Raw genomic sequence first — 24216 nt, forward strand, 5'->3', positions numbered from 1 at the left:
TGGCTTTTAGGCCTGTGCCTGTTGTTATCAACATTTATAGACTGTCATACGCTCATTTAAGTTTGTAGGGTTAAATCCCTCAACAGGTGGCAATAACTCAGAAGGTAAAACAATGTTAGGTGAATGGAAGGATATGATTGGGAATCCTGCTACAGCGCATAACTGTTATGGTGTTGGAACTCAAGCGTGCGCAAACGATGATTTACTTGAAAATGATGAGCCTATGAACTGGGAGCCCGTATACCGCCCAAAAAATAACAATCAAGGAGCAAAAGATGAGTAAATGGATACTTTATATACTAATGACAGCATTGATGACGGGTTGTATTACAAGAATTGACCAACCACTACCAGACGCATGGGAATACTTTTACAAACACAAAAAAGGGGATACGCCTTTTGAAGTGATTGAGAAAGATATGTTGTCCTGTGGCTTCGATAATGCTGGTAGTAGCTATATCGAAGCGAATGATGAGTATAAGACACAGTATATTAATGCTATGTTGTGTATGGAAAGCAAAGGCTATCGTAAGGAGTCTGTAGATGAACCAACGATATGTTTGAATCCAGCTTATAAAGATAAACCCGCTTGTAAAAAGCATCTCGGTAAATAGTTTGGCTTAACTTATCGAAAGACACATTAGCGATTGCTGGTGTGTCTTTTTTGTTTGATAATGAAAAAAAACAGACCCTGTCAGTGGTTTGGTTGTGTAAATACCCCATTCTTAACACAACATCATCGTAGAATAATTAAGCCACCTGTCTATACTGGGCAGGTGTCATATCATTAAGTGAATCATGGGGTCTTTCGGTGTTATAAACCGTGATCCACTCCTCAGTCAGTTGACTGACTTCATTTAAATCATTGAATAAATAACAATCCAAAACCTCATTGCGGTAACTACGATTAAACCGTTCAATATAAGCATTCTGATAAGGACAGCCAGGCTCAATATAGTCAATATAGATACCGTGAGCCGTTGCCCAATCAGTAAACACTTTAGAGGTGAACTCACTACCATTATCCACACGAATTTGCTTAGGATAACCATGCCACTCGGCTAACTGGTCAAGGTAGCGAATCACTCGGAGTGAGGGAATGCTGGTACCAATATCAATGCCGAGTATTTCGCGGTTGTAATCATCAATCACATTAAAGGTTCGAAAGCGAATATTATTGTGCAGCTTATCGCTCATAAAGTCCATAGACCAAGTATGACCCAATGCGTTTGGCACACTTAACGGCTGGGGGTTACGTGTTGGTAGCCGTCTTTTAGACTTACGGCGTAGGTTTAAGTTTAAAGCTTTATAAACACGGTGTACTCGTTTATGATTCCATGAATAGCCAAGCTTGCGTATACGCTTAAAACACTTTGGGAAACCCCAACGATTGTGCTTATCTGTTAGTTCATTTAAGACATCAATAATCTCACTATCATCAGATAGCTTAGGCTTATAGTAATAAGCGGTTCGACTCATACAGACCACCTGACAGCTCGATGCAATACTGACACCATACTGCGCCTGCAATTCTTGAGCCCAGACTTTGCGCTCACAAGCAGGCGCTATAGCTTTTTTATGATATCTTCCTGCATTTGCGCTTTGAGGCTTAAATCAGCATACATCTGTTTAAGCCTACGGTTTTCTTCTTCAAGCTCTTTTAGTCGCTTAACATCAGAGGCTTCCATGCCTCCATACTTGGAACGCCATTTATAGAAAGTCGAATTAGCAATTCCGTACTTACGGCACAGCTCTTTAGCAGGTATTCCTGCTTCTGCTTCTTTTAAAATGGATACTATTTGGGTCTCAGTCATTCGTTTGCTCATATTAAAACTCCTTATGGGTATTTTATAAGAAATTCTACGTTTGAGCTGTGTTATTTTAGGGGATAGTTACAGTTGGTGCAAACTCAAGCACAGGTGGTACGACCAAAGACGGTAATAAGTGGGGTATTGTGAAAGGCATTGGAACAGTGCTAAGCGGTGCCACAACCACAGCGCATAACTGTTATGGGGTTGGAACTAAACAGTGCGCAGAGGATGGCTTACTTGAAAACAAGAAACCTATGAATTGGGAGCCTGTATACCGTCCAGAAAATAACAATCAAGGAGCAAAAGATGAGTAAATGGATACTTTATATACTAATGACAGCATTGGTGACGGGTTGTATTACAAGAATTGACCAACCACAACCAGATATATGGGAATACTACTACAAACATAAAAAAGGGGATACGCCTTTTGAAGTGATTAAGAAAGATATGTTGGCCTGTGGCTTCGATAGTACTCGTACTGGCTATATTGAAGGAGATGATGAGCATGATACACAGTATATTAATGCCTCATTATGTATGGAAAGCAAAGGCTATCGTAAGGAGTCTATTAAAGAACCAACGGTATGTTTGAATCCAGCTTATAAAGAAGAACCCGCTTGCCAAAAGTATCTAGGGGAAAAGCATCTAGGGAAATAGTTTTAGTTAGCTTTTTGAAAAGACACATTGGCAATTGCTGATGTGTCTTTTTTGTTTGAAAATGACGTTAAAAGAACAAGCCTATGAGTCCGACCCTGTCAGTGGTTTGATTGGTGCAAACTCAAGCACAGGCGAATCGGAACACTAATAAAAGTGACGAAGTTTGCTACCCTCCTGCTAGACTTGCAGCACTGAGATTTAAGTTGAGTTATTACTTTAGATAATATACCTATTAATAAAAAGTCATTCTTATTGTAAAGTAGCTGGGTTATCATAGGATAACTCGGCTTTTTTTATGTCTTATTTATATCATAATAAGTCTGTCTTAAAGGTCTTGAACTTCAAGCGTATCAAGACACGTGCTACTATTGACTTGCACTGACCATTTAATTCAATTATCAAATTAAGGAAGAATCATGAGTGATAATCAAACAAACAATCAACGTTTAGAAACCCTTGCTATTCACGCAGGATATAGTGTTGAGCCGACTACCAAAGCAGTGGCAGTACCTATTTATCACACCAGCTCTTATGCGTTTGATGACACTCAGCACGGCGCAGATTTATTTGATCTAAAAGTGCAAGGTAACATCTATACTCGTATCATGAACCCAACCAATGCCGTACTTGAAGAGCGTGTGGCTGCACTAGAAGGCGGTATTGGCGCACTGGCAGTAGCGTCAGGTATGGCGGCCATTACTTATGCGGTGCAAACCATCTGTGAAGCAGGCGATAATATCGTTGCGGTATCTACCCTATATGGCGGTACTTATAACCTGTTCGCACACACCTTGCCGCGTCAAGGTATCGAAGTGCGTTTCTTCGATCACACCAATCCAGAGCAAATGCAAGATCTGATTGATGATAAAACCAAAATGGTATTTGCCGAAAGTATTGGTAACCCACTCGGTAATATTATCGATATTCAACGTGTGGCTGATATTGCGCATAAGCATGGTGTGCCAGTAGTGATTGATAATACGGTAGCCACGCCAGCGCTGTGCCGTCCATTCGAGCATGGTGCAGACATCGTGGTTCATTCATTAACCAAGTATATGAGTGGTACGGGTACCTCAATTGGTGGTGCGATTGTCGATAGTGGTCACTTTAATTGGGGTGATTATCCTGAGCGTTTCCCATTATTAAATCAGCCAGATGTGAGTTACCATGGTGTTAACTTTGTACAAGATATTGGTGCTGCTGCCTTTATCGCTCGCGCACGTGTGGCGCCACTACGTAATACCGGTGCAGCGCTTAGCCCACTTAACGCGTTTAGTATTTTGCAAGGTATTCAGACCCTAAGCTTACGTATGGAGCGCCATGTTGAAAACGCTCAAGCAGTTGCTGAGTTCTTAAAAGGCCATGATAAAGTGGCTTGGGTTAAATATGCCGGTTTGTCTGATCACCCTGATCATCAGCTTGCACAAAAATACATGCAAGGTACGCCATCGGCAATCTTAACCTTTGGTGTTAAAGGTGGCCGTGAGGCTGGCGCGCGCTTTATTGATGCGTTAAACCTGATTACGCGTTTGGTTAATATCGGTGATGCAAAATCTCTTGCCAGTCACCCTGCAACTACTACTCACCGTCAGTTAAACGAAGAAGAGCTGGCCAAAGCGGGTGTGAGTGAAGATATGATTCGCTTATCTATTGGTATTGAACATATTGATGATATCAAAGCAGATCTAGAGCAGGCTTTAGCTAACGCTTAAGACAGAGTGGATTATTCTATATAGTCAGCGAACAACTAAACGGTTACGCTGTTAACCATTTTAGACTTCTCTGAATGTATTATATTGATTAACTTTAAACAAAAACCCTAAACCATCAATGTGGTTTAGGGTTTTTGGTTTTAATTAGCTAGGTTATTAAACAGCTAGGTTAGATAAGCCGTTAATAAGCCTAAGAACACGGGTTTAAACTTAACCTAAAATCTGCTGTGTAATCTGTTGGTATTGCTCAGGCTTCAGTCTAGGACCAAACTGCTGCACGATATGACTGGCTACCTTGCCTGCCAATTTACCACACGTATTCAAATCATGGCCTTGGTGTAATGCATACAAAAATGCACCAGAATAATTATCGCCTGCGCCATTAGTATCTATTACTTTATCTACTTTTGGCGGTGTGACACTGGTCATGCTCATCTCATCTGCTGAAAGGCGCTGACAGATTAAGGTGTCGCTTGGGCCATTAGTGACCACAGCAAGCGTGCTGTATTCAGTCAATGCTTTAGCCGCTTGCTGGATGTTATCAGTGTCAGTAAATAGCATGGCTTCTTCTACGTTACAGAAGATGGCATCCACGCCTTCGGCCAAGATTTCAAGCAAACCGTCTTTGGCAAAATTGACAACCGCTGGGTCGGCAAAGCTAACGGCGATTTTGGTGTTATTGGCTTTGGCCTGTTGGTAAAGCTCACGTAGCGCTGGGCGCAAGGCTTCAGACATCGCCAAGTAGCCTTCATAATACAACCAATCGCTTTCGGCCAATGCATTCAGATCGATGTTATTGGCATCAATCTCACTTGAGGTGCCTAAGAAGGTCTGCATGGTGCGCTCACCATCTGGGGTGATAGCAACCACACATGAACCTGTAACCCCATCTTTAGCAACCGATAGCTCGTTATTGGTGGCAACACCGGCTTTGTTTAAGTCATTAAGATAAAAAGCTCCAGCGTCATCATCACCGACACGGCAGCCATAAAATGAGGTACCGCCAAGACTGGCAAACGCAAACATGGCATTGGCCGCTGAGCCACCACCGGCTTGGTTTGAAGGTTGTAGTTGCTGCTCAACAAAAGTATCAAGCAGCTGTGTTTGTTCTTCTAGGCTGGCAAGGGTCATGCTGCCTTTTGATAAGCTGGTTTGAGTCAGTTGCTCATCGCTTAACAGGTATTCGTGATCGACTAGGGCGTTGCCTATGGCCATAACATTGTACATAGTTGGTCCAATTTTAATGTGTTGTAAGGGTGATGTGATTATTGATTATAAAGGGAATGTTATTATAAAAAATAAAGTTTAGTGATGATATCTAGATGCTAAACCATTAAGGCGCACCTTTAATGCTGCTATCATACTGCATATTGAGTTGTTTTTGCAGGGCAGCGATTAAATCTGTTGGCTTGATAATGTTGGTTTGATAATTTAGCGCAGGCCTTTATGCTTAACTATGTGATGCGATGCGTTGGCTTAAAAAAGCCAAAATCAATGATTTAAAATAAAAAATTAAACCGCTAATACTGGTTAAAAAATAGACAATCTAAGGCTGCGCCTTGAAAATACAAACATAATTGCCAGTAAAAAGCGACTTATCCACATGCTTATCCACAGTCTATGGGGGTAACTGCTGGCTTCGCTATTTTCTTTTTTTGTAAAAGAGTTATTGTAAAAAAGAGGGTTATGCAAAAGAGGGCTATAAGAGAGAGGTTATGAGAAAAATATATCTGGTTCGACATGGTCAAAGTACCGCCAATGCAGGGGGAGACGCACAGCCAAACGCTCAAATAGAGCTCACGGAGTTGGGTCATCAGCAGGCGCAGGAAGTAGCGCAGTGGTTGAGCGACACGTTGGGCGATAATGTGGCATCCATCAATGTGTCTAGCTTTGTGCGGACTCAGCAGACGGCGCAGCCGTATCTGGATCAGATGCAAAGGCAGGCACAAGTCATTGATGGGCTAGAGGAGTTTACTTGTCAAAGCTTTGCCAAAATCAATGGTTTGCCTTTTCAGACTCGGCTGGCAATGGTCGATGAGTATTGGGCAAGTGCGCAGCCAGATGAAGCGCATGGGGCAGACGCTGAAAGCTTTTTAAACTTCTATCAGCGCGTACAGCAGGTGTTGGTATATTTTCAAACATTACCCAAAGGCAATCATGTGGTGTACACTCATGGCTATTGGATCAGCATGGTGATTTGGCAATTGCTAGGGTTGTCGGCAGACACTCAGCAAGAGGTAGCTAAATTCCGCCAATTTGAAAAATCCATCCGTGCCAAAAACGGGGAAGTGTTTTGTTTAACCTTGCCCGAATCGGGTTTCGCCGACAGCTACCCACCTAGTATTACTAAGGCTCGATATTGTTTGGATCAATTTTCAGATTTATCTGCCTAAAACCTCAGTCAATGGCTTTAAAAAACAAGAAACGCCACCATTAATAAAGGTTAGCACTTAAAAAAGTAGCCCGAAATCCGCATTAACCTATCAAATCTATATAACCGTAAATAACAAATAATAATCCATTAAGTTCATCGAATTGAATCGATGACGATAACAATGAGTGAGAATATGACTATAAATGAATCTGTAACCACCAGTGATTCTGCCAAACCATCAACTAATTCAGCAAATAACACAGCAACTAATAATGACCTTGATTTAACCCTGCATCCAAGTTTTAAGTTGCTAGAGCATCGTCAAATCGAAGCCTTATCGCTGGACGTGCTTATTTGTCAGCACGTTGATACCGGTGCGATGCATTATCATTTGGCACACCCAAGTGATGAAAATGCGTTTTTGGTAGGTTTTCGTACCCAGCCAATGGATTCAAAAGGTGAGGCGCATATCCTAGAGCATACCGCGCTTTGTGGATCTGCAAAATATCCGGTGCGTGATCCGTTCTTTTCGATGATTAAGCGCTCATTGAACACCTTTATGAATGCGATGACCGCTGCTGATTGGACCGCTTATCCGTTCGCCACTCAGAATAAAAATGATTATTTTAACCTGCTGTCTATCTATCTAGATGCGGCATTTTTCCCGAATTTACATCCGTTAGACTTTGCTCAAGAAGGCATACGTGTCGAGCTTGATGAGCAAGACAAGCCACAGTTTAAAGGCATTGTGTTCAACGAGATGAAAGGCGCAATGAGTGGTGAGATTGATCAGCTGTATCACAGCGTTGCCTCGCATTTATTCCCAACCACTACCTATCATTACAACTCAGGTGGTGATCCAGCCGATATTCCAGACTTAACGCACCAAGAGTTGGTTGATTTTCATCAAAGTCATTATCATCCATCGAACAGTGTGATTATGAGCTTTGGTAATATCCCTGTGGCTGAAACGCAAGCCAAATTACATCAAGATGCTTTGACCCAGTTTGAAGCAGGTAAAAAGCATGAGTCACGTCGCGAGCAGCGTTTAAGCGCTCCGATTCAAGTGACAGAGACTTACAGTGTTGACAGTGCCGGCAAACAACAAACTCATCATGCTATGGCATGGCTATTACCGACCATCACTGATCCTAAGCAGCGTTTGGCGTTACGTTTGCTAGAAGGGGTGCTCATTGAGCATGCCGGCTCGCCGCTACGTGCCTATTTGGACAGTCATCCATTGGCCACAGGACCTAGTCCGTTATTAGGCTTGGATGATAGCCATTATGAAATGGTGTTTTACGCTGGCGTGCGTGGCTCTGAAGCAGAGCATGCTGATGCGATTGAACAAGGTATTTTAGACCTGTTACAGCAAGTGGCGGACAGTGAAATCGATCCTGATGCCATTGAAACCATTTTGCATCAAATTGAAATCGACCAGCGCCACATTGGCGGTGACAGTATTCCTTATGGTCTAAACTTAATGTTAGAGGGCTTTAGTACGGCCATTCATGATGGTAACCCGATTGATATCTGGCAGGTTGACGAGCATTTAAATTGGTTACGTGAACAGGTAAAAGATCCTAACTGGCTGCCTAACTTATTAAAACAGCATCTGCTAGACAATCCGCATCGCGTGCGTGTCACCTTAGTGCCGGATGAGAATAAGAGCGCTGAATTGGCTGCTGCAGAGCAAGCCCGCTTGGATGCTATCGAGGCCAAATTAACAGACGAAGACAAAGCACAATTAAAGCAACAAGCCGCAGACTTGACCGCACGTCAAGCCGCTGAAGATGACTTGAGCTTACTGCCAAAAGTGGGCTTAGAAGATGTGCCTGAGTCAGTCAGTTTTACTCATGGTGAGCAGCTACCGATCAAACTGGTCGGTGAAGACAGTGTGCTGCATCAATATTTAGCGGGCACCAATGGACTGTATTACTATCAGCTATTAATGCCGTTAGAGGGTCAAGATGAGCTGATTAATCATCCGCTGCTGCCATTGTATTTGGGTCTGTTATCTGAGCTAGGCACAGACAGCCTGTCAGCACGTGAGTTTCAGGCAGTGCAAGCCGCGCATTCCTCTGGGGTTACCGCTCGCGTCAGTCAGCGTACCTCTATTCATCATCCCAATAAGCTGACCAGCTATTTTGTGGTCGCCACTCGTGCGTTAAACCGCAAGCCAGAAGCGATTGATTTGGTGAAGCAAGTGCTTGAGCACAGTGTGTTTAGTGAGCATGATCGTATCAAAGAGCTGCTGCAACAAAGACGTGCTGGTTGGCAGTCACGCTTGGCCAATGCCGGTCATGCGTATGCGATGCAGACCGCCAGTCGTCAAATGAGTCGTCAAGCAGAGCTTGAATATGTGCGTAGTGGTTTGCCGGCGTTAAATGCGCTAAAAGACTTCTTGCAACAAGCGGATGACGACAGTTCGCAGTGGGATGAGTTGGCACAGGCGTTAATGACGTTGCATAAGCGCTTGGCGAGCCTACCGAAACAAGCGGTGTTGGTGTGTGAACCCGATCAGGCAGAGCGTTTACAAGGCTTGATTGAGCAAAGCTGGGAGCAGTCACTGTATACCGGTCAGGTCGAGCATGATAATGAGCAGCTAACCGCGCACATTCCATCACAATACAATCAGCTGTCGCAGCAGTTAACACTATCAACCAATATTTCAGATAAGTCAGAACAGCAATCTGATTCTGCTAGCGAAGCGGATAATAAAGAAGCAGCCCAAGCAGCTGATTTGGCTTGGTTGGTAGCGACCAATGTCTATCATAATGCTGCTGTCTATCCAGCAGTCACTGCCGACCATCCAGACTGTGCACCGTTAATGGTACTTGCTCCATACTTACGTAATGGCTATCTACACAGTGCCATCCGTGAACGTGGCGGTGCTTATGGCGGCGGTGCTGGCTATGATGCCAATGCTTGCGCCTTTAAGTTCTTTAGTTATCGTGACCCACATTGTGCCGAGACCTTTGAGCACTTTGCAGCCAGTATCGATTGGTTATTAACTCAGCCGCAACAACCTGAGCAGCTTGAAGAAGCCATCTTGGGTATTGTCTCTGGTATGGATAAGCCAGGTTCGCCAGCGGGTGAAGCGGTGAAGTCCTGCTTTGCAGAGCTGCATCAACGCGGCGAAGCGTGGCAGCAAAAAATGCGCGGCAATATCTTAGCGGTGACATTGGAAGACCTGCAACGTGTGGCGCGTACTTATCTGCAAGACAAGCCGCACACCAAGGCGGTGTTGGCACCGTATGATAAAGAAGCGGTTGTCACTGAGCTTGGCTTTAGCGTAGATAAAGTCGCCAGTTAAACCCAGTTTGGTTTAATTTTAGACCGGTATAGAGTAAGGCTTATTTTAGGTATGATATGTATCTAATCTAAGTTGGCTTTATACCGGTTTATTGTTATTTGCCTGCTAAACTTATTCTCTACCTATTTTTACTTATTATTACGAGCAATCAGTCCTATGCACAATGAACCCTTGTCGCCACAACAAGCCGCAGAAGCGCATGAGCCAGTTGCCATGCATCAAACTGTACAAACTCAGTCTTACAAGACACTGCTGGGCTATGCAGTGCCTTATACCTTGGGCTATGTGTTTATTGCGCCGATATTAACCAGTATGAAGTTTCCGATCACAGGGCTGGCGTTATCTATATTGGTGGTATTGATGTTGCATGCGCTGCTAATTAGTTTCTTTAAGAAGAGACATGGACGTTATCTAGAACCGCTAGAATGCCATCGATTGGGGCTGTTAATTGCGCTGTTAGCACTGGTGATTACTTCAGTGTTAATGCTACGGTCACTGTATGAGCAGCCGTTAAGCAGCTTAAGTCTTAACCAGATGGTTGAGAACGGCACCATTGCGATGTTGGTTATCAGTGGCGCTATTGGTTTGTTTATTAATTATATGGTGGTTCGCTTTGGGCTGTTGGGACTACAAAAGCTGTGGCCGAAATTTAATGCCAACTAAGGCAGGTTTAATCGCTTAAAGCGACAACTGACATTGAGTCAAGCTCGATGTCAGTTTAATTTGAATCAGTCAGTGATAATTGCTGTTCAAACTGTTGCAGCGATTGGTCTAGCAGCTCAGGTAAGTTGCCGATATTTGGCAATATGTCATCACAGCCGAGTATGCCAAAATGAATATGGTCTAGATAACTGGCCAAGGTGATATTAAGCGCCTGACCATCCATCAAAATAGACGCAGGGTAGAGGGACGATAGTTTTGCGCCATTCCAGTACAATGCTTGCTTTGGTCCAGGGACGTTAGAGATTAAAATGTTAAACGCCTGTTTTTTCGGATACGCACTGGTCAGCAAGTTCACGCCTTCCCAAGCATAGGTCAGAGCGCTGTAATTAATCACTTGCGTTTGCTGCATGCGGCCAAACTTATCTTTGCCAACTCTCATGCTGTCGTGTATCGCTTGTAGTCGCTGCAAGGGATTGTCATAGTGAGTGCCTAAATCACACAGTACTAGCGACGCCTGATTGCCAGAAGCACTGTTGTCTTTGCGCAATGAAACAGGAACAAAGGCAATCAAGGGTTGTTCAGGTAACGCCTCTAACTGCAATAAATACTGGCGCAGTGCTCCCGAACAAACCGCCAATACCACGTCATTGACACTGAACTTGACCGTGTCTGTGGTTAAGGCGTCGGCAATTCGCTGGAATCGATCTAGCTTAAACTCAGTGGTTAACAGCTTTCGAGACCCTGTAATGCGTTGATTAAATCGACTGGCCGGGGCTTGTAGGGTTGAAACATGACCTGGATTGCCACGCTGCTGGCGATCTTGCTGTATCTCTTTGAACACCGGTTTGATACTGGTCACTTGTTCTTTAATCACCTCGCGGGCTTTGCGCTTTGATGGTTTAATCTGTTCTAAATAACGTTTATTGCGGGTGAGCAGCGCCCAAGGCGGCAGTCTCATTGTCTCAGTGGCGCGTGCTGATAATGAGTTTTCTACCAAACGCATCGCGGCGATACCATCGACCAAGGCATGATGGATTTTAAAATAGAGCGCAAAGCGTGTCGGCTGTCCATCAACTTGTGGTTCAATACCTTCAATCACATGGCATTCCCAAAGCGGATGAGATTTATCGAGAATATTACTGTGCACATCAGAGATATGGCTTAAAAAGGCTTGTTTGCTATGCGGCTTGGGTAATACGGTATGATGAAAGTGGTAGTGGATATCAAATTGACTGATCGCCTTCCACAAGGTTTGATTGTGTAAAACTTGATCAAAGGGAAAGGTCGGCCAGATATTGTCACTACGCATTTGCTGCACCAGCTGACGTACAAAATGGCTGTTGTCCTGACTGGTATTGCTGTTCTGATTAGCGTTGCTGTTCTGCCCCGTATTTAGTGAATCAGTCTCTTGATTTTGATTAATACTGTCAGAGTTTGGTATATCAAATAAAAACAGCCCACCGACATGCATGGGCTGTTTGCGCTTTTCTAATAACAACAACAGTTGCTCTACTAAAGAGGTTAGACGCATTTAAGTCCTTCTATCTGGGTGAGTGCTGGCTGTTATTCGCGCACTCCCGTTTCTATTTCGTGACATACTTGTTCAAATTGAACCAGCTCATCTTCTAATAATTTGAGCATGTTTTGAACTTTAGGTAAGGTCTTGCTACAAGCCACAATCCCGAATTCAATACGGTCTAAGTAACTGGCAAGCGTAATATTCATTGCTTGGCCGTTGAATAAGATTGACGCGGGGTACAGCGCTCTTAGCTCAGAACCATTCCAGTATAGCTTCTTTTTAGAGCCAGGTACATTAGAGATAATCAAGTTAAACGCTTGTTTTTTCGGATATATACTGGTCAATACGTTAACAAATTCCCAGCTATAAGAGACCAGGCTGTAGTTAATCACTTCAGACTGAGTCATGCGCCCAAAGCGGCTTTTGCCATCATTCATGCTATTGTGGACCAGTTTTAGACGCTCTAGTGGGCTGTCTAAATGAGTGCCTAGATTACACAAAATAAAGGCAAACTGGTTACCGGCTGCGCTCTCATCTTTACGCATTGAGTAGGGTACCCAAGCAATCAGTGGTTCTTTTGGCAGCTCATTCATAGACTCCAAGTATTGACGCAGAGCCCCTGAGCAGATGGCCAATACCACATCATTGATGCTGACGTTTAAGTTTTTGGCAACCCGTTTAAAGCGCTCAAGATCAAAAGAACCTGCAGTAAAGCGGCGTGAGCTTGAGATGCTTTGGTTTAGGATACTTGCCGGTGCTTGCGTGGTTCTCACAAAGTTAGAGTCTGAGCCCTGACTTAATGATTTGGCTAACTCAGAAACCACAGGCTTCGCAGTTTTTAACTGATCTTTGACAATGGCGCCAAAAGTTCGCTTTGGCGGCAAGATGGTTTCTAATTGATAGCGGTGACGCATCATCAGTGCCCATAGCGGCAAGGTAATGGTCTCATTGGGCGATTGTGACAGTGATTTTTGTACCAAGCGCATCGCAGCCACGCCATCGACCAATGAGTGGTGTATCTTAAAGTACAGTCCAAAACGTTTGGGTCGGCCTTCTGATTCCGGCTCAATGCCTTCGATAATGTGACATTCCCAAAGGGGACGCGCTCTATCAAGTAGGCGCCCGTGTTCTTTAGAGATATAAGCCAGCAGCTCACGCACACGTGCCGGTTTTGGTAAGGCAATATGGCGCAAATGATGCTCAACATCGAAGTCCTCGTCAACCTCCCAATATGCCAGATTATGGAGTACCTGGTTAAACGGGAAAGTAGGCGGTGTCTTTGAAGATTGCATTTGTTGTACTAATGACAGTACATAATCAGGATCAGCATCTTCTGGCTGTTCAAATAAGAACAGACCCCCGACATGCATCGGCTGTTTACGCTTCTCTAGAAGTAAAAATAATAAATCTACAATGGATAATAGACGCATGGCATTCCCTTGCTGTGTCAAATTAAGGTGTCAGTTAATTTGATTGGTGTTTGTAAAAAATAGCTGGTTAACATAAGTTTGCTAGCCTAGTCGTCATAGTAATCTAGTATGAGCAGTCAATAAAAGTTGTAGGTGCTGGTTAAAGACTGTCATATCAGCCTATTTATCTACTTCTTTCATTAACTGTTTCAATAGGATTACACCATTTATTTTGCATAAATTGCAATCACTATCAAGAATTTTTTGTCAGTTTTGGTGACTATTAATTTAAATAACGATTAACCTAAACAGCTGTCAACTAATTTTATAGCTTCTTAACAATACTAATAGCAGTTTACTAACTTTAATAGCTATCCATTAGTTTGAGTAACTATTATTTTTTAGTAACTCACATTTTTTTGAGTAACTGACATCTTTAATGACACAGACCGATGATAACGAAAATTTGAGTGTCAAAACCAACAAAAGCCTATGCTCTAGCAGCGAAGTCGCTGTTATCTACAGAGCATAAGCTTTATCAGTAGTGTTGACTTTAATCAGCTCAGTAGCCAGTCAAATCTTATTGAAAGAAATAACCGGTTTGTGGCGAGCTGGGCACGGCCATTTTGCGTTTTGGCATACGTCCTGCTAAGTAAGAGGCGCGACCGGCAATAACGGCATGTCTCATGGCTTCTGCCATCAACACAGGATGTTGAGCATTGGCAATGGCTGAGTTCATTAATACACCGTCACAGCCTAGCTCCATAGCAATCGCAGCATCTGACGCTGCACCGACACCAGCATCGACTAATACAGGGATGTTAAATTCTTTGGTGTTTTCGACGATAATGCTTAACAGATGCGGATTTAATAACCCCAACCCTGAACCAATTAAGCTACCAAGTGGCATAATAGCGACACAGCCCATACTGGCCAATTCTTTGGCAACGATTGGGTCATCTGAGGTATAGACCATCACTTCAAAGCCGTCATCGATCAGCTTTTGAGCGGCGATTAAAGTTTGAGTGACATTAGGGTAGAGGGTATTTTGGTCTCCCAGTACTTCTAACTTAACCAAGTTATGACCATCCAGTAGCTCACGCGCCAGCTGGCAGGTACGAATCGCCGTATCTGCATCAAAGCAGCCAGCAGTATTTGGCAAGATGGTATATTTTGACGGCGGAATCACTTCTAATAAGTTGGGCTGGTCTTTGTGTTGGCCAATATTAGAGCGGCGAATGGCGACTGTGACGATCTCAGCACCAGAGGCAGCAATGGCATCACCGGTTTGTTGCAGGTCTTTGTATTTACCTGTACCAACCAATAATCTTGATGAAAATTTGCGACTGCCGATGGTTAGGGTGTCTTGAGTCAGTTGCGAGGCTAGGGTGTCAGTGTGGTTTTCTGATAAATCCGTTTTCATAATGGTTTCAATGACCTATGTTTATTATAAGAAGGGTTAATAAGAGAGCTGTGACTCACTGATGACTGCCACCAGCGCTTACTGTGTCTGATTATTAATGCGATTTCTGGGTTAGATGTAGCAGCTAAATGTAGCAATTAAATATAGGAGCTTAGTTTGAGTGTTGCGTTATGCAAAGCTTGCAGCCCATTGCGCCACTCATAAAGCAGTTTATAAACAAATTGGCATAAACAACTTGCGCTGGCATCAGTTATTGCAGACACCAACACATTATAACAAATTGACAATCGGCTGTTGTTTAAAACCGGTACTATTAACCACAAAATCGCTATAAAAAAATGACAATATAATTTTTGGCACAATTAACTTAAACCATCGGCAGAGCAAGGATGCAAAAGCGTGCTAATATAAAGCTAGGATAGCAGACATTAGCCAGTGAATCCTTTATAATCTGCTATGATTTTAAAGGGGTGACCGTCAATAACAGTTATTAAACTCATTTATTAACCTTATTGGTTAAAAAGTTAGGACTGTTTTCACAGTAGCTATATAATAAAGACATAATATAACCCTTTTTTATTTGAATGGGTTTAAGACCTTATTGAACACAAATTATTTAAATTAAAACCAAGTTAAGCACAAACAACGAAGGTGTGAATATGAATTCGTCACGACAATTACTATTGGGTACCGGTGTATTTCTTGGCGGTAGCGTGCTACTGTTCGCTATGGTTAAGCAGATGGATGCGCCAAAAAACAGTAGCGTAGACGACACGCCAAAAGTGGCAGAGGTGAGTGTGTCAAACGCCAAAAATGACAATCCTCTGACTGCCGATGTCGAAACCGAAGAGCGTATCTTGGCTCAAAAACGTATTGAGCGCGAAAACAAAATGGCAGAGCTTGAGCGCCGTACCCGTCAGGTGTTAAGTGAGCAAGAAAAAGCCGAAGCTTTGGCGATGCAAAAAGCGCGCTTAGAAAATGAGCAATATGCAACTAATGCAGCTGAGCCTATTATCGAAGAAAAACCAGAAGATGAAGCGCCGGCTAAAACGCCGGTAACGGTGACTAAGCCTGTGGTTAAAGCGCGTCCTGTGCCTGTTGAGCCGGTTATTGTCGCAAAAAATAATGATGCTAAAACAGAGACTAAAAAAACCGCGCCAGCCAAACCTGCTGAGACCAAAGCAGAAACTAAGCCAGCAGCGCCTCAAACAGCGTCTAATAGTAGCCAAAAATACACCATTAAAAGAGGTGATAACCTGACCAAATTGGCACGTCAGTACAATGTGCCGGTTCAAGCCTTGGCTCAGGCGAATAAAATGGCGACCAATAGCACCTTAAGAGTGGGACAAAGCATTACGGTTCCTGCCAGTGGTCAAGTAGATCGTTTGGTGCGTGATTATCAAGCCAGTAACAAAAGCAGCAACAACACCAAGACTGAGACCAACACCAAAGCTAAATCACAGCCAGCGTCTGGACCAAGCCGTCAGACAGGTTATGAAGTCAAAGCAGGTGATGGTCTGATTAAGCTGGCACGCCAATACAATGTACCGGTATCGGCTTTGGCTGAAGCCAATAACATGAGCACTAACAGTACGCTTAGAGTGGGTCAGAAGTTAACCATTCCATCGCGTGCTCAGGTTGCGAGACTGCAACGTGAGGCAGAGCAAAGACAAGCTGCTGAGCAAAACAAACGTGATGCTCAAAAGCGTCTAGCAGAAGCTCGCAGTAAGGCCGCAAGCGGTGAAGCCAAAGGTACCTTTGGGGTTCAAGTGGCATTGGCCAATAACCAAGCCAAAGCGGATGAGATTGTCAAACAGCTGCGTGCTGCAGGATATCCGGCGAAGACCAGTAAGACCAGTAGAGGGGTGCGCGTTATTGTAGGCCCTGAAAAAGGTAAAGAAGCTGCGCTGGCGTTGAAAGATAAGATTAACGCCGACTCACGCACCGATGTGAATAATGCGTGGGTGTTATATTGGCGCTAGTTATTATTAGTGCTAACAGCTAGCCTAGCTTCCTAGACTGATTTACGATTAGACGGCGTACTTTAAACAAGCAGTATCTATTCTAAAAAGCATGGTTCACATTAAAAAGCACGGCCTTTATGGGTCGTGTTTTTTTATGCCTTATCATAAACCAATGAGCTTGCATTTGATTAACGCACTGTATAAATACTTAACCAAATATAAACAGCTGATACAGGGGTTTTGTTTAATATAAATACAGTACCTAGTAAGGAAAGGCTGTACGATAGTAAAACGGTCATAAGAAACAGTAATAATAGACAGTAGTGAAAAAGGATAAAAAAGACTGATAATAGTTATCACTACTGTTTCTTGAAAATAAATAATAATTACTGCTGATTTAAAAATAAAACAAGATAAATCACTCATCCACAATAAGTTTAGCCAAAAAGGATATGGTAATGAAAGACGATATTAATCATAAGGACCCTGCTCAGGATATGAACCCACACGTTGGCGAGGGCGGAGAAACCCATCAACGTGCAGGCAAAGACAGCACCGTACTAACGACTCAGCAAGGCGTGCCCATTGCAGACAATCAAAACTCACTTAAAGCAGGTCCAAGAGGTCCAGCTTTATTAGAAGACTTCATATTACGTGAGAAAATCACCCATTTTGACCATGAGCGTATTCCAGAGCGTATTGTGCATGCGCGTGGTTCCGGTGCGCACGGTTATTTCGAATTAACCGAATCATTGGAAGAATATACCACGGCTAAAATCTTGACCGAAACAGGCAAGCAAACCCCGCTATTTACTCGCTTCTCAACGGTAGCTGGTAATAAAGGCTCAAAAGATACGCCTCGTGATGTGCGCGGCTTTGCAGTCAAAATTTATACTTCCGAGGGCAACTGGGACATAGTGGGTAACAATATGCCCATCTTCTTTATCCAAGATGCCATCAAGTTCCCAGACTTTGTGCATGCAGTGAAGCCAGAGCCAGATCGTGGTTTTCCACAAGCCGCCTCAGCGCATGATACGTTTTGGGACTTTGTGTCATTGAGCCCAGAGACCATGCATAATCTAATCTGGTTGATGAGTGACCGTGCGATTCCACGTAGTTTACGTATGATGGAAGGCTTTGGTATTCACTCGTATCGTCTGATTAACAAAGAGGGTAAAAGCACCTTTGTTCGTTTTCATTGGAAGCCAAAATTAGGCGTTCAAGGGTTAACTTGGGATGAAGCAGTGAAAATTTCAGGTGCGGATCCCGATTACAACCGCCGTGACTTATTTGAAGCCATTGAAGCCGGTAATTATCCAGAATGGGAATTTGGCGTTCAGTTATTCACGGAAGAAGAAGCCGAGAAGTTCCCGTTTGATCACTTAGATGCGACCAAGCTGATTCCTGAAGAATTAGTGCCGGTGAAAATTATCGGTAAGATGGTGTTAAACCGCTATCCAGATAACTTCTTCGCCGAAACCGAGCAAGTGGCGTTTTGTCCATCGCATCTACCACCAGGTATCGACTTTAGTAACGACCCATTATTACAAGGCCGCTTGTTTAGCTACCTAGATACTCAGTTATCACGTCTGGGTTCGCCTAACTTCGCGCAAATTCCAATTAATGCACCAAAGTGTCCGTTTGCCAATATGCAGCAAGATGGTCATATGCAAATGCAAGTGCCTAAAGGCCGCGTGATGTATGAGCCACAAAGCTTAGATCCGACTAAGCCACGTGAAAGTGCGAAGCAAGGCTTTAACTCGTATCCAGAGCAGCTTGATGATGGCGTTAAAGGTCGTGTACGTCCAGAAAGCTTTGCCGATCATTACAGTCAGCCACGTATGTTCTACCGCAGCCAGACTGAAGTGGAACAAAACCACATTGTTGACGCTTACGTGTTTGAGCTAAGCAAAGTCGATACTGCTCACGTGCGTACGCGTATGCTGAGCCATCTGCTCAATATCGATGAAGATTTGGCCAACCGTGTGGCTGATGGCCTCGGCATGGAGCTACCTGATGCGGCACCGACACATGCGCCTATCGTAGATATGGAGAAGTCACCAGCGGTTCAAACCCTTGGTATCACGCCAAAAACCTTACAAGGCCGTCAAGTGGGCATCTTAGTGGGTGCTGGCTCTAACCGTGAAGCGATTGAGAAGTTTGAAAAGGCTGCCAAAAAAGCAGGCGCCAGTGTGAAGATTGTCGCACCGACCAAAGAGGTTGTGCTTAATGATGATTCGCGTATTCAGGCTGATGAAAGTGTACAAGGCGGTCCTTCGGTTATCTTTGATGCCGTGGTAAGTATTATTATGCCAGATGTGGCTAAAAAGTTGGCCAAACAAGGCCCTGCTTTAGACTGGTTCAATGATGCGTACAATCATTGTAAAGCCATTGCTTATTGCCCAGCCACAGAAGAGCATATCCTAAGCAAGCTGCCAATCAAAAAAGACGAGTTTGTGACGCCGCTTGATGAGGTAGATGCCTTTATCGAAAATGCAAAATCACGCTTATGGTCACGTGAAAGCTAGTTATTAAGACTGGTTATAAGATCTAAGTATCTTTGTAGATATTAGATTAGTCGTGTAATTATCCAAACCCAAATGTGCCCTGTGCATGTTTGGGTTTTTTGGTTGTTTTGGCCGATAAAGGATAATCTGCACAAAAACAGCTTAGGTAGCAGAGGACACACCCTGTACTAAGTGTTATCATTGCGCCTTACGGCCATATAGTATCAACAAGGAAATATTATTAATTAAAACAATTGGTTGTGGTTATATTAGCTGCTGTAAATGACAGCTGTATTAACCGTGTATTTTAACTTCTAAGGTGGTAAGCGTTACGTGGATTTAATGATTTTAGGCGTGATGGTGATGATAGCCCTCATTATCATAATGAGTATTGTCAGCCAGCGCCGTTTTGAAAAAAGCAAAGACAAGCCTGTCAAAGGCGATGAGCTGCCTATTTGGCCATTTGAGCCCATGCCGATTATGACGGATACGGAAGTATTGTTTTTTGCAAAGTTGCAGCAGGCAGTGCCTGAGTATCATATCTTTGGTCAGGTGCAGCTGTCACGTATTATCCAGCCCAGTGACGCAGCAGAAGGCGACCGTAGCTTTTGGCTGAACCGCATTTGCCGTCAGAGCGTGGATTATGTATTAGTTGCGCGTGACGCTCAGACCACGTTATTGGCCATTGAGCTTGATGATTGGACACATGACAGTGCTTCTCGTTCGAAAGCGGATGAGAAAAAGGATAAAGCATTGGCCAGCGCTGGTATTCCTATTCTCAGGTTTCATGCTGAGCGTATGCCCAGCGCTGACATTATTCGCCATGATATTAAGGCAGTGCTGCGTAAGTATGGTTCCGGATAGAAGGTAGTGAATAAATTAGTGGCTTTTGTTAACCCCTAACTAGGGTCTGGCGTCAAATTATTGTCAGAGATGCTGTGCATAAAACTTATCGGTCAACATCAATACTTAATAAATAGCAGTTGGCAGTTTACTATGCGCCAATCTAATTTATTAATTATAGGAATATCATGAGCTTAGTAGATGTTGTTGCTATCAAAGGCCATATTCAAAATACTTATTTGGCGGTATATCCTGATAAATTATTATTACTAGATTCTGGTTGTCGCAGTGATGTCGAGCCTATCTTAAGTTATATCACGCAGACATTGCAGCGACCGGTGACACAGCTTAAAACAGTAGTGGTGAGCCATATGCACCCAGACCATGCCGGCGGTGCTAAGCTATTGCAACAAAAAACCGGTTGTCAGATTGTAGCAGCAGCGGTGTCTAAGCCTTGGTATAGTGGCGTGAAGGGTAGGGTGCAGCATTTAAATGACTTGGCACTGACTTATTATGTCGCCAGTCGCCGAGGCAAGTCGGTTACCAATTTGTGGTATCAGCCAATATTAAAAGCAGATATGACACTTGTTGATGGTGATGCTATTCCAGGCTTTGAGGATTGGATCGCAGTGGCAACGCCTGGACATACTGGGTGTGATCTGTCATTTTGGCATCAGCCCAGCAAGCAGGTGTATACCGGTGATTTAATTTTAAAAATTAAAAATAAGCTAGTATCACCTCTGGTAATCAACTTCCCTCAAGATTATAAACAGTCTTTGGCAAAGGTTCAGGCATTGCAGCCAGAGCGGGTGTTATTGGCGCATGGTGGCAAAGTGATGATGACAGATGCAGACTTTGCAAACTTGATACAAGTAGCACCTGATGAACCGCGTGAGATGAAGATATTAGAGACACTCGATATTAAGTTGCCAAAATTTATAGCAGCTAAGCTAAGTACGGCATGCAAGTAAAATGGCGACTAAATAAAATATAGTCAGCGAAATACTAAGCGGTTACGATGTTAACTTCGCTAAGCCTACATTTGTAGTACTTACGCTCGGCTGCCTTGTAACCCTTTTAGATTTCTTTGACCATAGCAAATTAAAAAACAGTAAATCAGAAACTGCTGGCAAAGAAAAACCCCAATTAAACAGTGTTTAATTGGGGTTTTTAAATATATGGTGGGCCGACCGCGACTCGAACGCGGGACCAATAGATTAAAAGTCTACTGCTCTACCAACTGAGCTATCGGCCCTAAACTTGAAGAGTATTGCTTATCTCTATCAGAGACGAATATTATACTCATCAAAAAACAGATTGCAAGATAAAATTGGTTTAAATCATCAAATTTTTAAATGATTATTAAATTCCAAGTAATCACTTAAAACTTATATCAACCAACAATCAGAGACTTGCTGCTGTAAATAGAAAACCCCAGATTTATCTGGGGCATCTTGAATATGGTGGGCCGACCGCGACTCGAACGCGGGACCAATAGATTAAAAGTCTACTGCTCTACCAACTGAGCTATCGGCCCTAACTTTAAGGAGGGTTTGTCTATCCCCTTAACGTGAGAGCACATTATACGCTTCAAAAATGAGAATGCAACCCTAAATCTAATATTTTTTTACTTTTTTTTAAATCGTAGCCATTTATTTAGATTTAAGCCTCAACCTCACCATTTAAATTAGGCCTAATTGCTCTACCAATCTTTTATTCAAGCCATCGTTAGTTATCGTCTAAGCTGATAGCATAGATTTAAACGCAGACTATCACTAGTCTCTAGATAAAGCCTCAACAGGATCAAGTTTAGCGGCGTTGCGGGCAGGTAAGAAGCCAAACATTACCCCAATAAGGGTCGAACATAAAAATGCTGCAATAATCGATGTTGGTGAATAAATAACAGAGAAGCTTTCTGAGCCGACACTGTTAATAGCCTCACCGATAGCGAAGGCCAACAGCACACCCAGCGCCCCACCTAAGATACAGACCAATACCGCCTCGATTAAAAACTGCTGCATTATATCGCTTTGGCGCGCACCGACGGCCATACGCACCCCAATTTCATTGGTACGCTCAGTGACTGACACCAGCATAATATTCATAACCCCAATACCGCCAACTACCAATGAAATAATGGCAATCGATGAGATTAATACGGTCATGGTGTTGGTTGTCGACTCGACAGTTTGGCGAATTGAGTCAGAGTTAATCATACGAAAGTCATCAGTACCATGGCGGCCTTCAATCAAATCAGAAATTGCCGATTCAGCTGCGGCAGTAGATATATTACTGTCAATTAAGGCCACAAAGCGTTCAATCGTTTCGGTACCGGCAATTCGTGACATCATAGTGGTGTAGGGCATATAGATGGTCGGTGTGTCATTGGATTGACCAAAGCTACCGTCACTGGGGGCTAGTACGCCGATCACACGGCCTGGCACGCTACCGATAAGCATCACCTCGCCAATGGGATTTTGCATCTCTGGGAAAAAGGTGTTTTTGGCATTGTCATCGATAATGATATCTTGCATACGCCGATCAATACTTTGCTCATCAAAGCCTTGACCGATGGCCAAGCTTTCACCGGTGACCTCTAGATAATCTTTACCAATACCACTGACGCTTGAAGACTCCTGAATATTGCGATAACGCACACTGGCTGTGGTATCCAGCTGCGGGCTAACGCTGATGACATAGGGCTGACTGGCAACCGCTTGCGCATCCTCTGGGGTCAAATTGTCATCGTGATAACGGCGTCTGGGGTCACCCCAACGATAGCCGTCACGCACAGTAATGGTATTGGTACCCAGTGAGCTAATACTGGATAAAATCTGCTGCTGCGACCCTTGACCAAGCCCGACCACAGACACCACAGAAGCAATACCAATGATAATGCCTAACATGGTAAGTAAGGTACGCATCTTATGAGCGCGCATCGATAACACAGACATGCGAAAGGCTTCGGTCAAGCGGTCAAAGAATGACCCAATAGCACTTTTTTTTTGACTGGATAGGATTTGCGATGGAGTGCTAGATCTAGATTCAGTTGCGCTTGATTGCGCAGGGGAATAGTGGTGAGTCGCTTGTTGTTGGTTATTTATATTATCGGCCACATCATCAGCACTATTCACTTGCTGTGCAGCAGGGTGCTCTGAATCATCTACTGTGCCATGTCGCTGAAAGTGCTTATTACGATAATCGGCAATAATGAGACCATCTTTAATTTCGATCACCCGCTCTGCTTTATCGGCAATCGAGGGGTCATGGGTGACCATGATAACTGTATGACCCTGCTGATTTAGGTTTTTTAAGATTTGTAATACGTCTTTACCAGACTGGCTGTCTAATGCCCCTGTGGGCTCGTCAGCCAAGATAATATCACCACCATTCATGAGTGCACGTGCTACAGAAACACGCTGCTGTTGACCACCTGAGAGTTGATTTGGACGGTTAGTGACTTTATCTCCCAGTCCTAAGTCGGTCAGTAGCTGCTCCGCACGTTGCTTTCTGGCATCAGTATCCATGCCGGCATATACCGCAGGTACCGCCACGTTATCTCGAGCATTAATATCACCCAGCAAATGATAACGCTGGAAGATAAAACCAAAGTGTTCGCGGCGCAGTTTTGCCAAATCATCGGCATCAAACTTTTTGACTGACTTACCAAAGATTAGATACTCACCGGCTGTGGCCTTATCAAGACAGCCCATGATATTCATCAAGGTTGATTTACCAGAGCCCGATTGACCAATAATAGCGACCATTTCACCTTGGTAAATGGTCAGATCAATCCCTTGTAATACACGTATGGTCTGCTCACCGGCTGGAAACTCACGAATGATGCCTGTCAGCTGCATAATTGGCTTGGTGCCGTTATTGCTGTTAGCAGCAGTGTTATTAACAGGCTGAGTTTGGCTGTGCTCAGCGCTGTTATCTACAAGCTTAGGAGAGTGCTTAGGTGTTGTCATGGCAAGTCTTCTATTGAATCCAAATCAGTTAAAGATAAATCAAG

The 24216-nt window shown here is 43.7% G+C and carries 18 protein-coding genes and 2 tRNA genes; 12 read left to right on the plus strand and 8 right to left on the minus strand.

Annotated elements, in window-relative coordinates; all coding sequences use genetic code 11:
• Nucleotides 1-133 precede the first annotated feature (133 nt).
• Nucleotides 134-283, plus strand: coding sequence for a hypothetical protein (locus tag A6J60_RS13395; protein ID WP_193778055.1), 150 nt, complete (start codon nt 134-136; stop codon nt 281-283).
• The gene (locus A6J60_RS10830; RefSeq protein ID WP_096066003.1) at nt 276-614 is read left to right on the plus strand and encodes a hypothetical protein; all 339 of its coding nucleotides are present in this window, start codon (nt 276-278) and stop codon (nt 612-614) included. The genes A6J60_RS13395 and A6J60_RS10830 overlap by 8 nt, the downstream gene beginning before the upstream one ends.
• Nucleotides 615-750: 136 nt before the next feature.
• Here the strand turns inward: A6J60_RS10830 and A6J60_RS10835 are convergent.
• Nucleotides 751-1826 (minus strand): IS3 family transposase gene (locus A6J60_RS10835; RefSeq protein WP_413772355.1). Its coding sequence is split into 2 segments (ribosomal slippage): nt 751-1571 and nt 1571-1826, totalling 1077 coding nucleotides; the frame shifts between segments, so codons are not numbered across the junction.
• A 128-nt stretch (nt 1827-1954) separates the two neighbouring features.
• On the opposite strand from A6J60_RS10835, the gene A6J60_RS13400 reads away from it, so the two are divergent.
• The 3 genes from A6J60_RS13400 (at nt 1955) to A6J60_RS10845 (ending at nt 4183) form a co-directional block, all read left to right on the plus strand.
• On the plus strand, nt 1955-2125 hold the full coding sequence (locus A6J60_RS13400) for a hypothetical protein (protein WP_193778056.1): 171 nt from the start codon (nt 1955-1957) through the stop codon (nt 2123-2125).
• Entirely contained in the window at nt 2118-2471 is a 354-nt protein-coding gene (locus A6J60_RS10840; RefSeq protein WP_096066004.1) for a hypothetical protein, read from the plus strand. Before A6J60_RS13400 ends, A6J60_RS10840 begins: the two co-directional genes overlap by 8 nt.
• Nucleotides 2472-2887: 416 nt before the next feature.
• Nucleotides 2888-4183 carry an O-acetylhomoserine aminocarboxypropyltransferase/cysteine synthase family protein gene (locus A6J60_RS10845; protein ID WP_096066005.1) on the plus strand — a complete coding sequence of 432 codons (1296 nt, stop codon included), beginning with the start codon at nt 2888-2890 and terminating at the stop codon, nt 4181-4183.
• Between the two features lie 210 nt (nt 4184-4393).
• Here the strand turns inward: A6J60_RS10845 and A6J60_RS10850 are convergent, their stop codons facing one another.
• The gene (locus A6J60_RS10850; RefSeq protein WP_096066006.1) at nt 4394-5410 is read right to left on the minus strand and encodes an adenosine kinase; all 1017 of its coding nucleotides are present in this window, start codon (nt 5408-5410) and stop codon (nt 4394-4396) included.
• A 488-nt stretch (nt 5411-5898) separates the two neighbouring features.
• On the opposite strand from A6J60_RS10850, the gene A6J60_RS10855 reads away from it, so the two are divergent.
• From A6J60_RS10855 to A6J60_RS10865, 3 genes are all read left to right on the plus strand, one after another.
• Nucleotides 5899-6576, plus strand: a complete 678-nt coding sequence (locus tag A6J60_RS10855) for a histidine phosphatase family protein (RefSeq protein ID WP_096066007.1) — start codon at nt 5899-5901, stop codon at nt 6574-6576.
• A 174-nt stretch (nt 6577-6750) separates the two neighbouring features.
• The gene (locus tag A6J60_RS10860; RefSeq protein ID WP_096066008.1) at nt 6751-9873 is read left to right on the plus strand and encodes an insulinase family protein; all 3123 of its coding nucleotides are present in this window, start codon (nt 6751-6753) and stop codon (nt 9871-9873) included.
• A 156-nt stretch (nt 9874-10029) separates the two neighbouring features.
• A complete protein-coding gene (locus tag A6J60_RS10865; protein ID WP_096066009.1) occupies nt 10030-10536 on the plus strand; it encodes a hypothetical protein in 507 nt (168 codons plus the stop codon).
• Nucleotides 10537-10591: 55 nt separating this feature from the next.
• Here A6J60_RS10865 and A6J60_RS10870 read toward each other — a convergent pair whose 3' ends face one another.
• From A6J60_RS10870 to A6J60_RS10880, 3 genes are all read right to left on the minus strand, one after another.
• Nucleotides 10592-12067 (minus strand): WS/DGAT/MGAT family O-acyltransferase, encoded by a 1476-nt coding sequence (locus A6J60_RS10870; protein ID WP_096066010.1) that lies wholly within the window; start codon nt 12065-12067, stop codon nt 10592-10594.
• Nucleotides 12068-12099: 32 nt separating this feature from the next.
• Nucleotides 12100-13485, minus strand: a complete 1386-nt coding sequence (locus A6J60_RS10875; RefSeq protein ID WP_096066011.1) for a WS/DGAT/MGAT family O-acyltransferase — start codon at nt 13483-13485, stop codon at nt 12100-12102.
• Between the two features lie 559 nt (nt 13486-14044).
• Nucleotides 14045-14887 carry a thiazole synthase gene (locus tag A6J60_RS10880; protein WP_227526133.1) on the minus strand — a complete coding sequence of 281 codons (843 nt, stop codon included), beginning with the start codon at nt 14885-14887 and terminating at the stop codon, nt 14045-14047.
• 659 nt (nt 14888-15546) lie between these two features.
• On the opposite strand from A6J60_RS10880, the gene A6J60_RS10885 reads away from it, so the two are divergent.
• The 4 genes from A6J60_RS10885 (at nt 15547) to A6J60_RS10900 (ending at nt 21172) form a co-directional block, all read left to right on the plus strand.
• Nucleotides 15547-16869, plus strand: coding sequence for an SPOR and LysM peptidoglycan-binding domain-containing protein (locus tag A6J60_RS10885; protein ID WP_096066012.1), 1323 nt, complete (start codon nt 15547-15549; stop codon nt 16867-16869).
• Between the two features lie 440 nt (nt 16870-17309).
• Complete coding sequence (locus A6J60_RS10890) at nt 17310-19379, plus strand: catalase (protein ID WP_096066013.1); 2070 nt, start codon at nt 17310-17312, stop codon at nt 19377-19379.
• 321 nt (nt 19380-19700) lie between these two features.
• Nucleotides 19701-20222 (plus strand): DUF2726 domain-containing protein, encoded by a 522-nt coding sequence (locus A6J60_RS10895; protein WP_096066014.1) that lies wholly within the window; start codon nt 19701-19703, stop codon nt 20220-20222.
• 167 nt (nt 20223-20389) lie between these two features.
• Nucleotides 20390-21172 carry an MBL fold metallo-hydrolase gene (locus A6J60_RS10900; protein ID WP_096066015.1) on the plus strand — a complete coding sequence of 261 codons (783 nt, stop codon included), beginning with the start codon at nt 20390-20392 and terminating at the stop codon, nt 21170-21172.
• Nucleotides 21173-21380: 208 nt separating this feature from the next.
• Here the strand turns inward: A6J60_RS10900 and A6J60_RS10905 are convergent.
• The 3 genes from A6J60_RS10905 to A6J60_RS10915 all read right to left on the minus strand — a co-directional run bounded on the left by A6J60_RS10905 (nt 21381) and on the right by A6J60_RS10915 (nt 24061).
• Nucleotides 21381-21456, minus strand: a tRNA-Lys gene (locus A6J60_RS10905).
• Between the two features lie 206 nt (nt 21457-21662).
• Nucleotides 21663-21738 (minus strand) — tRNA-Lys (locus A6J60_RS10910).
• Nucleotides 21739-21976: 238 nt separating this feature from the next.
• Nucleotides 21977-24061 (minus strand): MacB family efflux pump subunit, encoded by a 2085-nt coding sequence (locus tag A6J60_RS10915; protein WP_227526195.1) that lies wholly within the window; start codon nt 24059-24061, stop codon nt 21977-21979.
• Nucleotides 24062-24216: the final 155 nt, after the last annotated feature.

The sequence above is a fragment of the Psychrobacter sp. FDAARGOS_221 genome (assembly GCF_002313155.2).
GTDB lineage: Bacteria > Pseudomonadota > Gammaproteobacteria > Pseudomonadales > Moraxellaceae > Psychrobacter.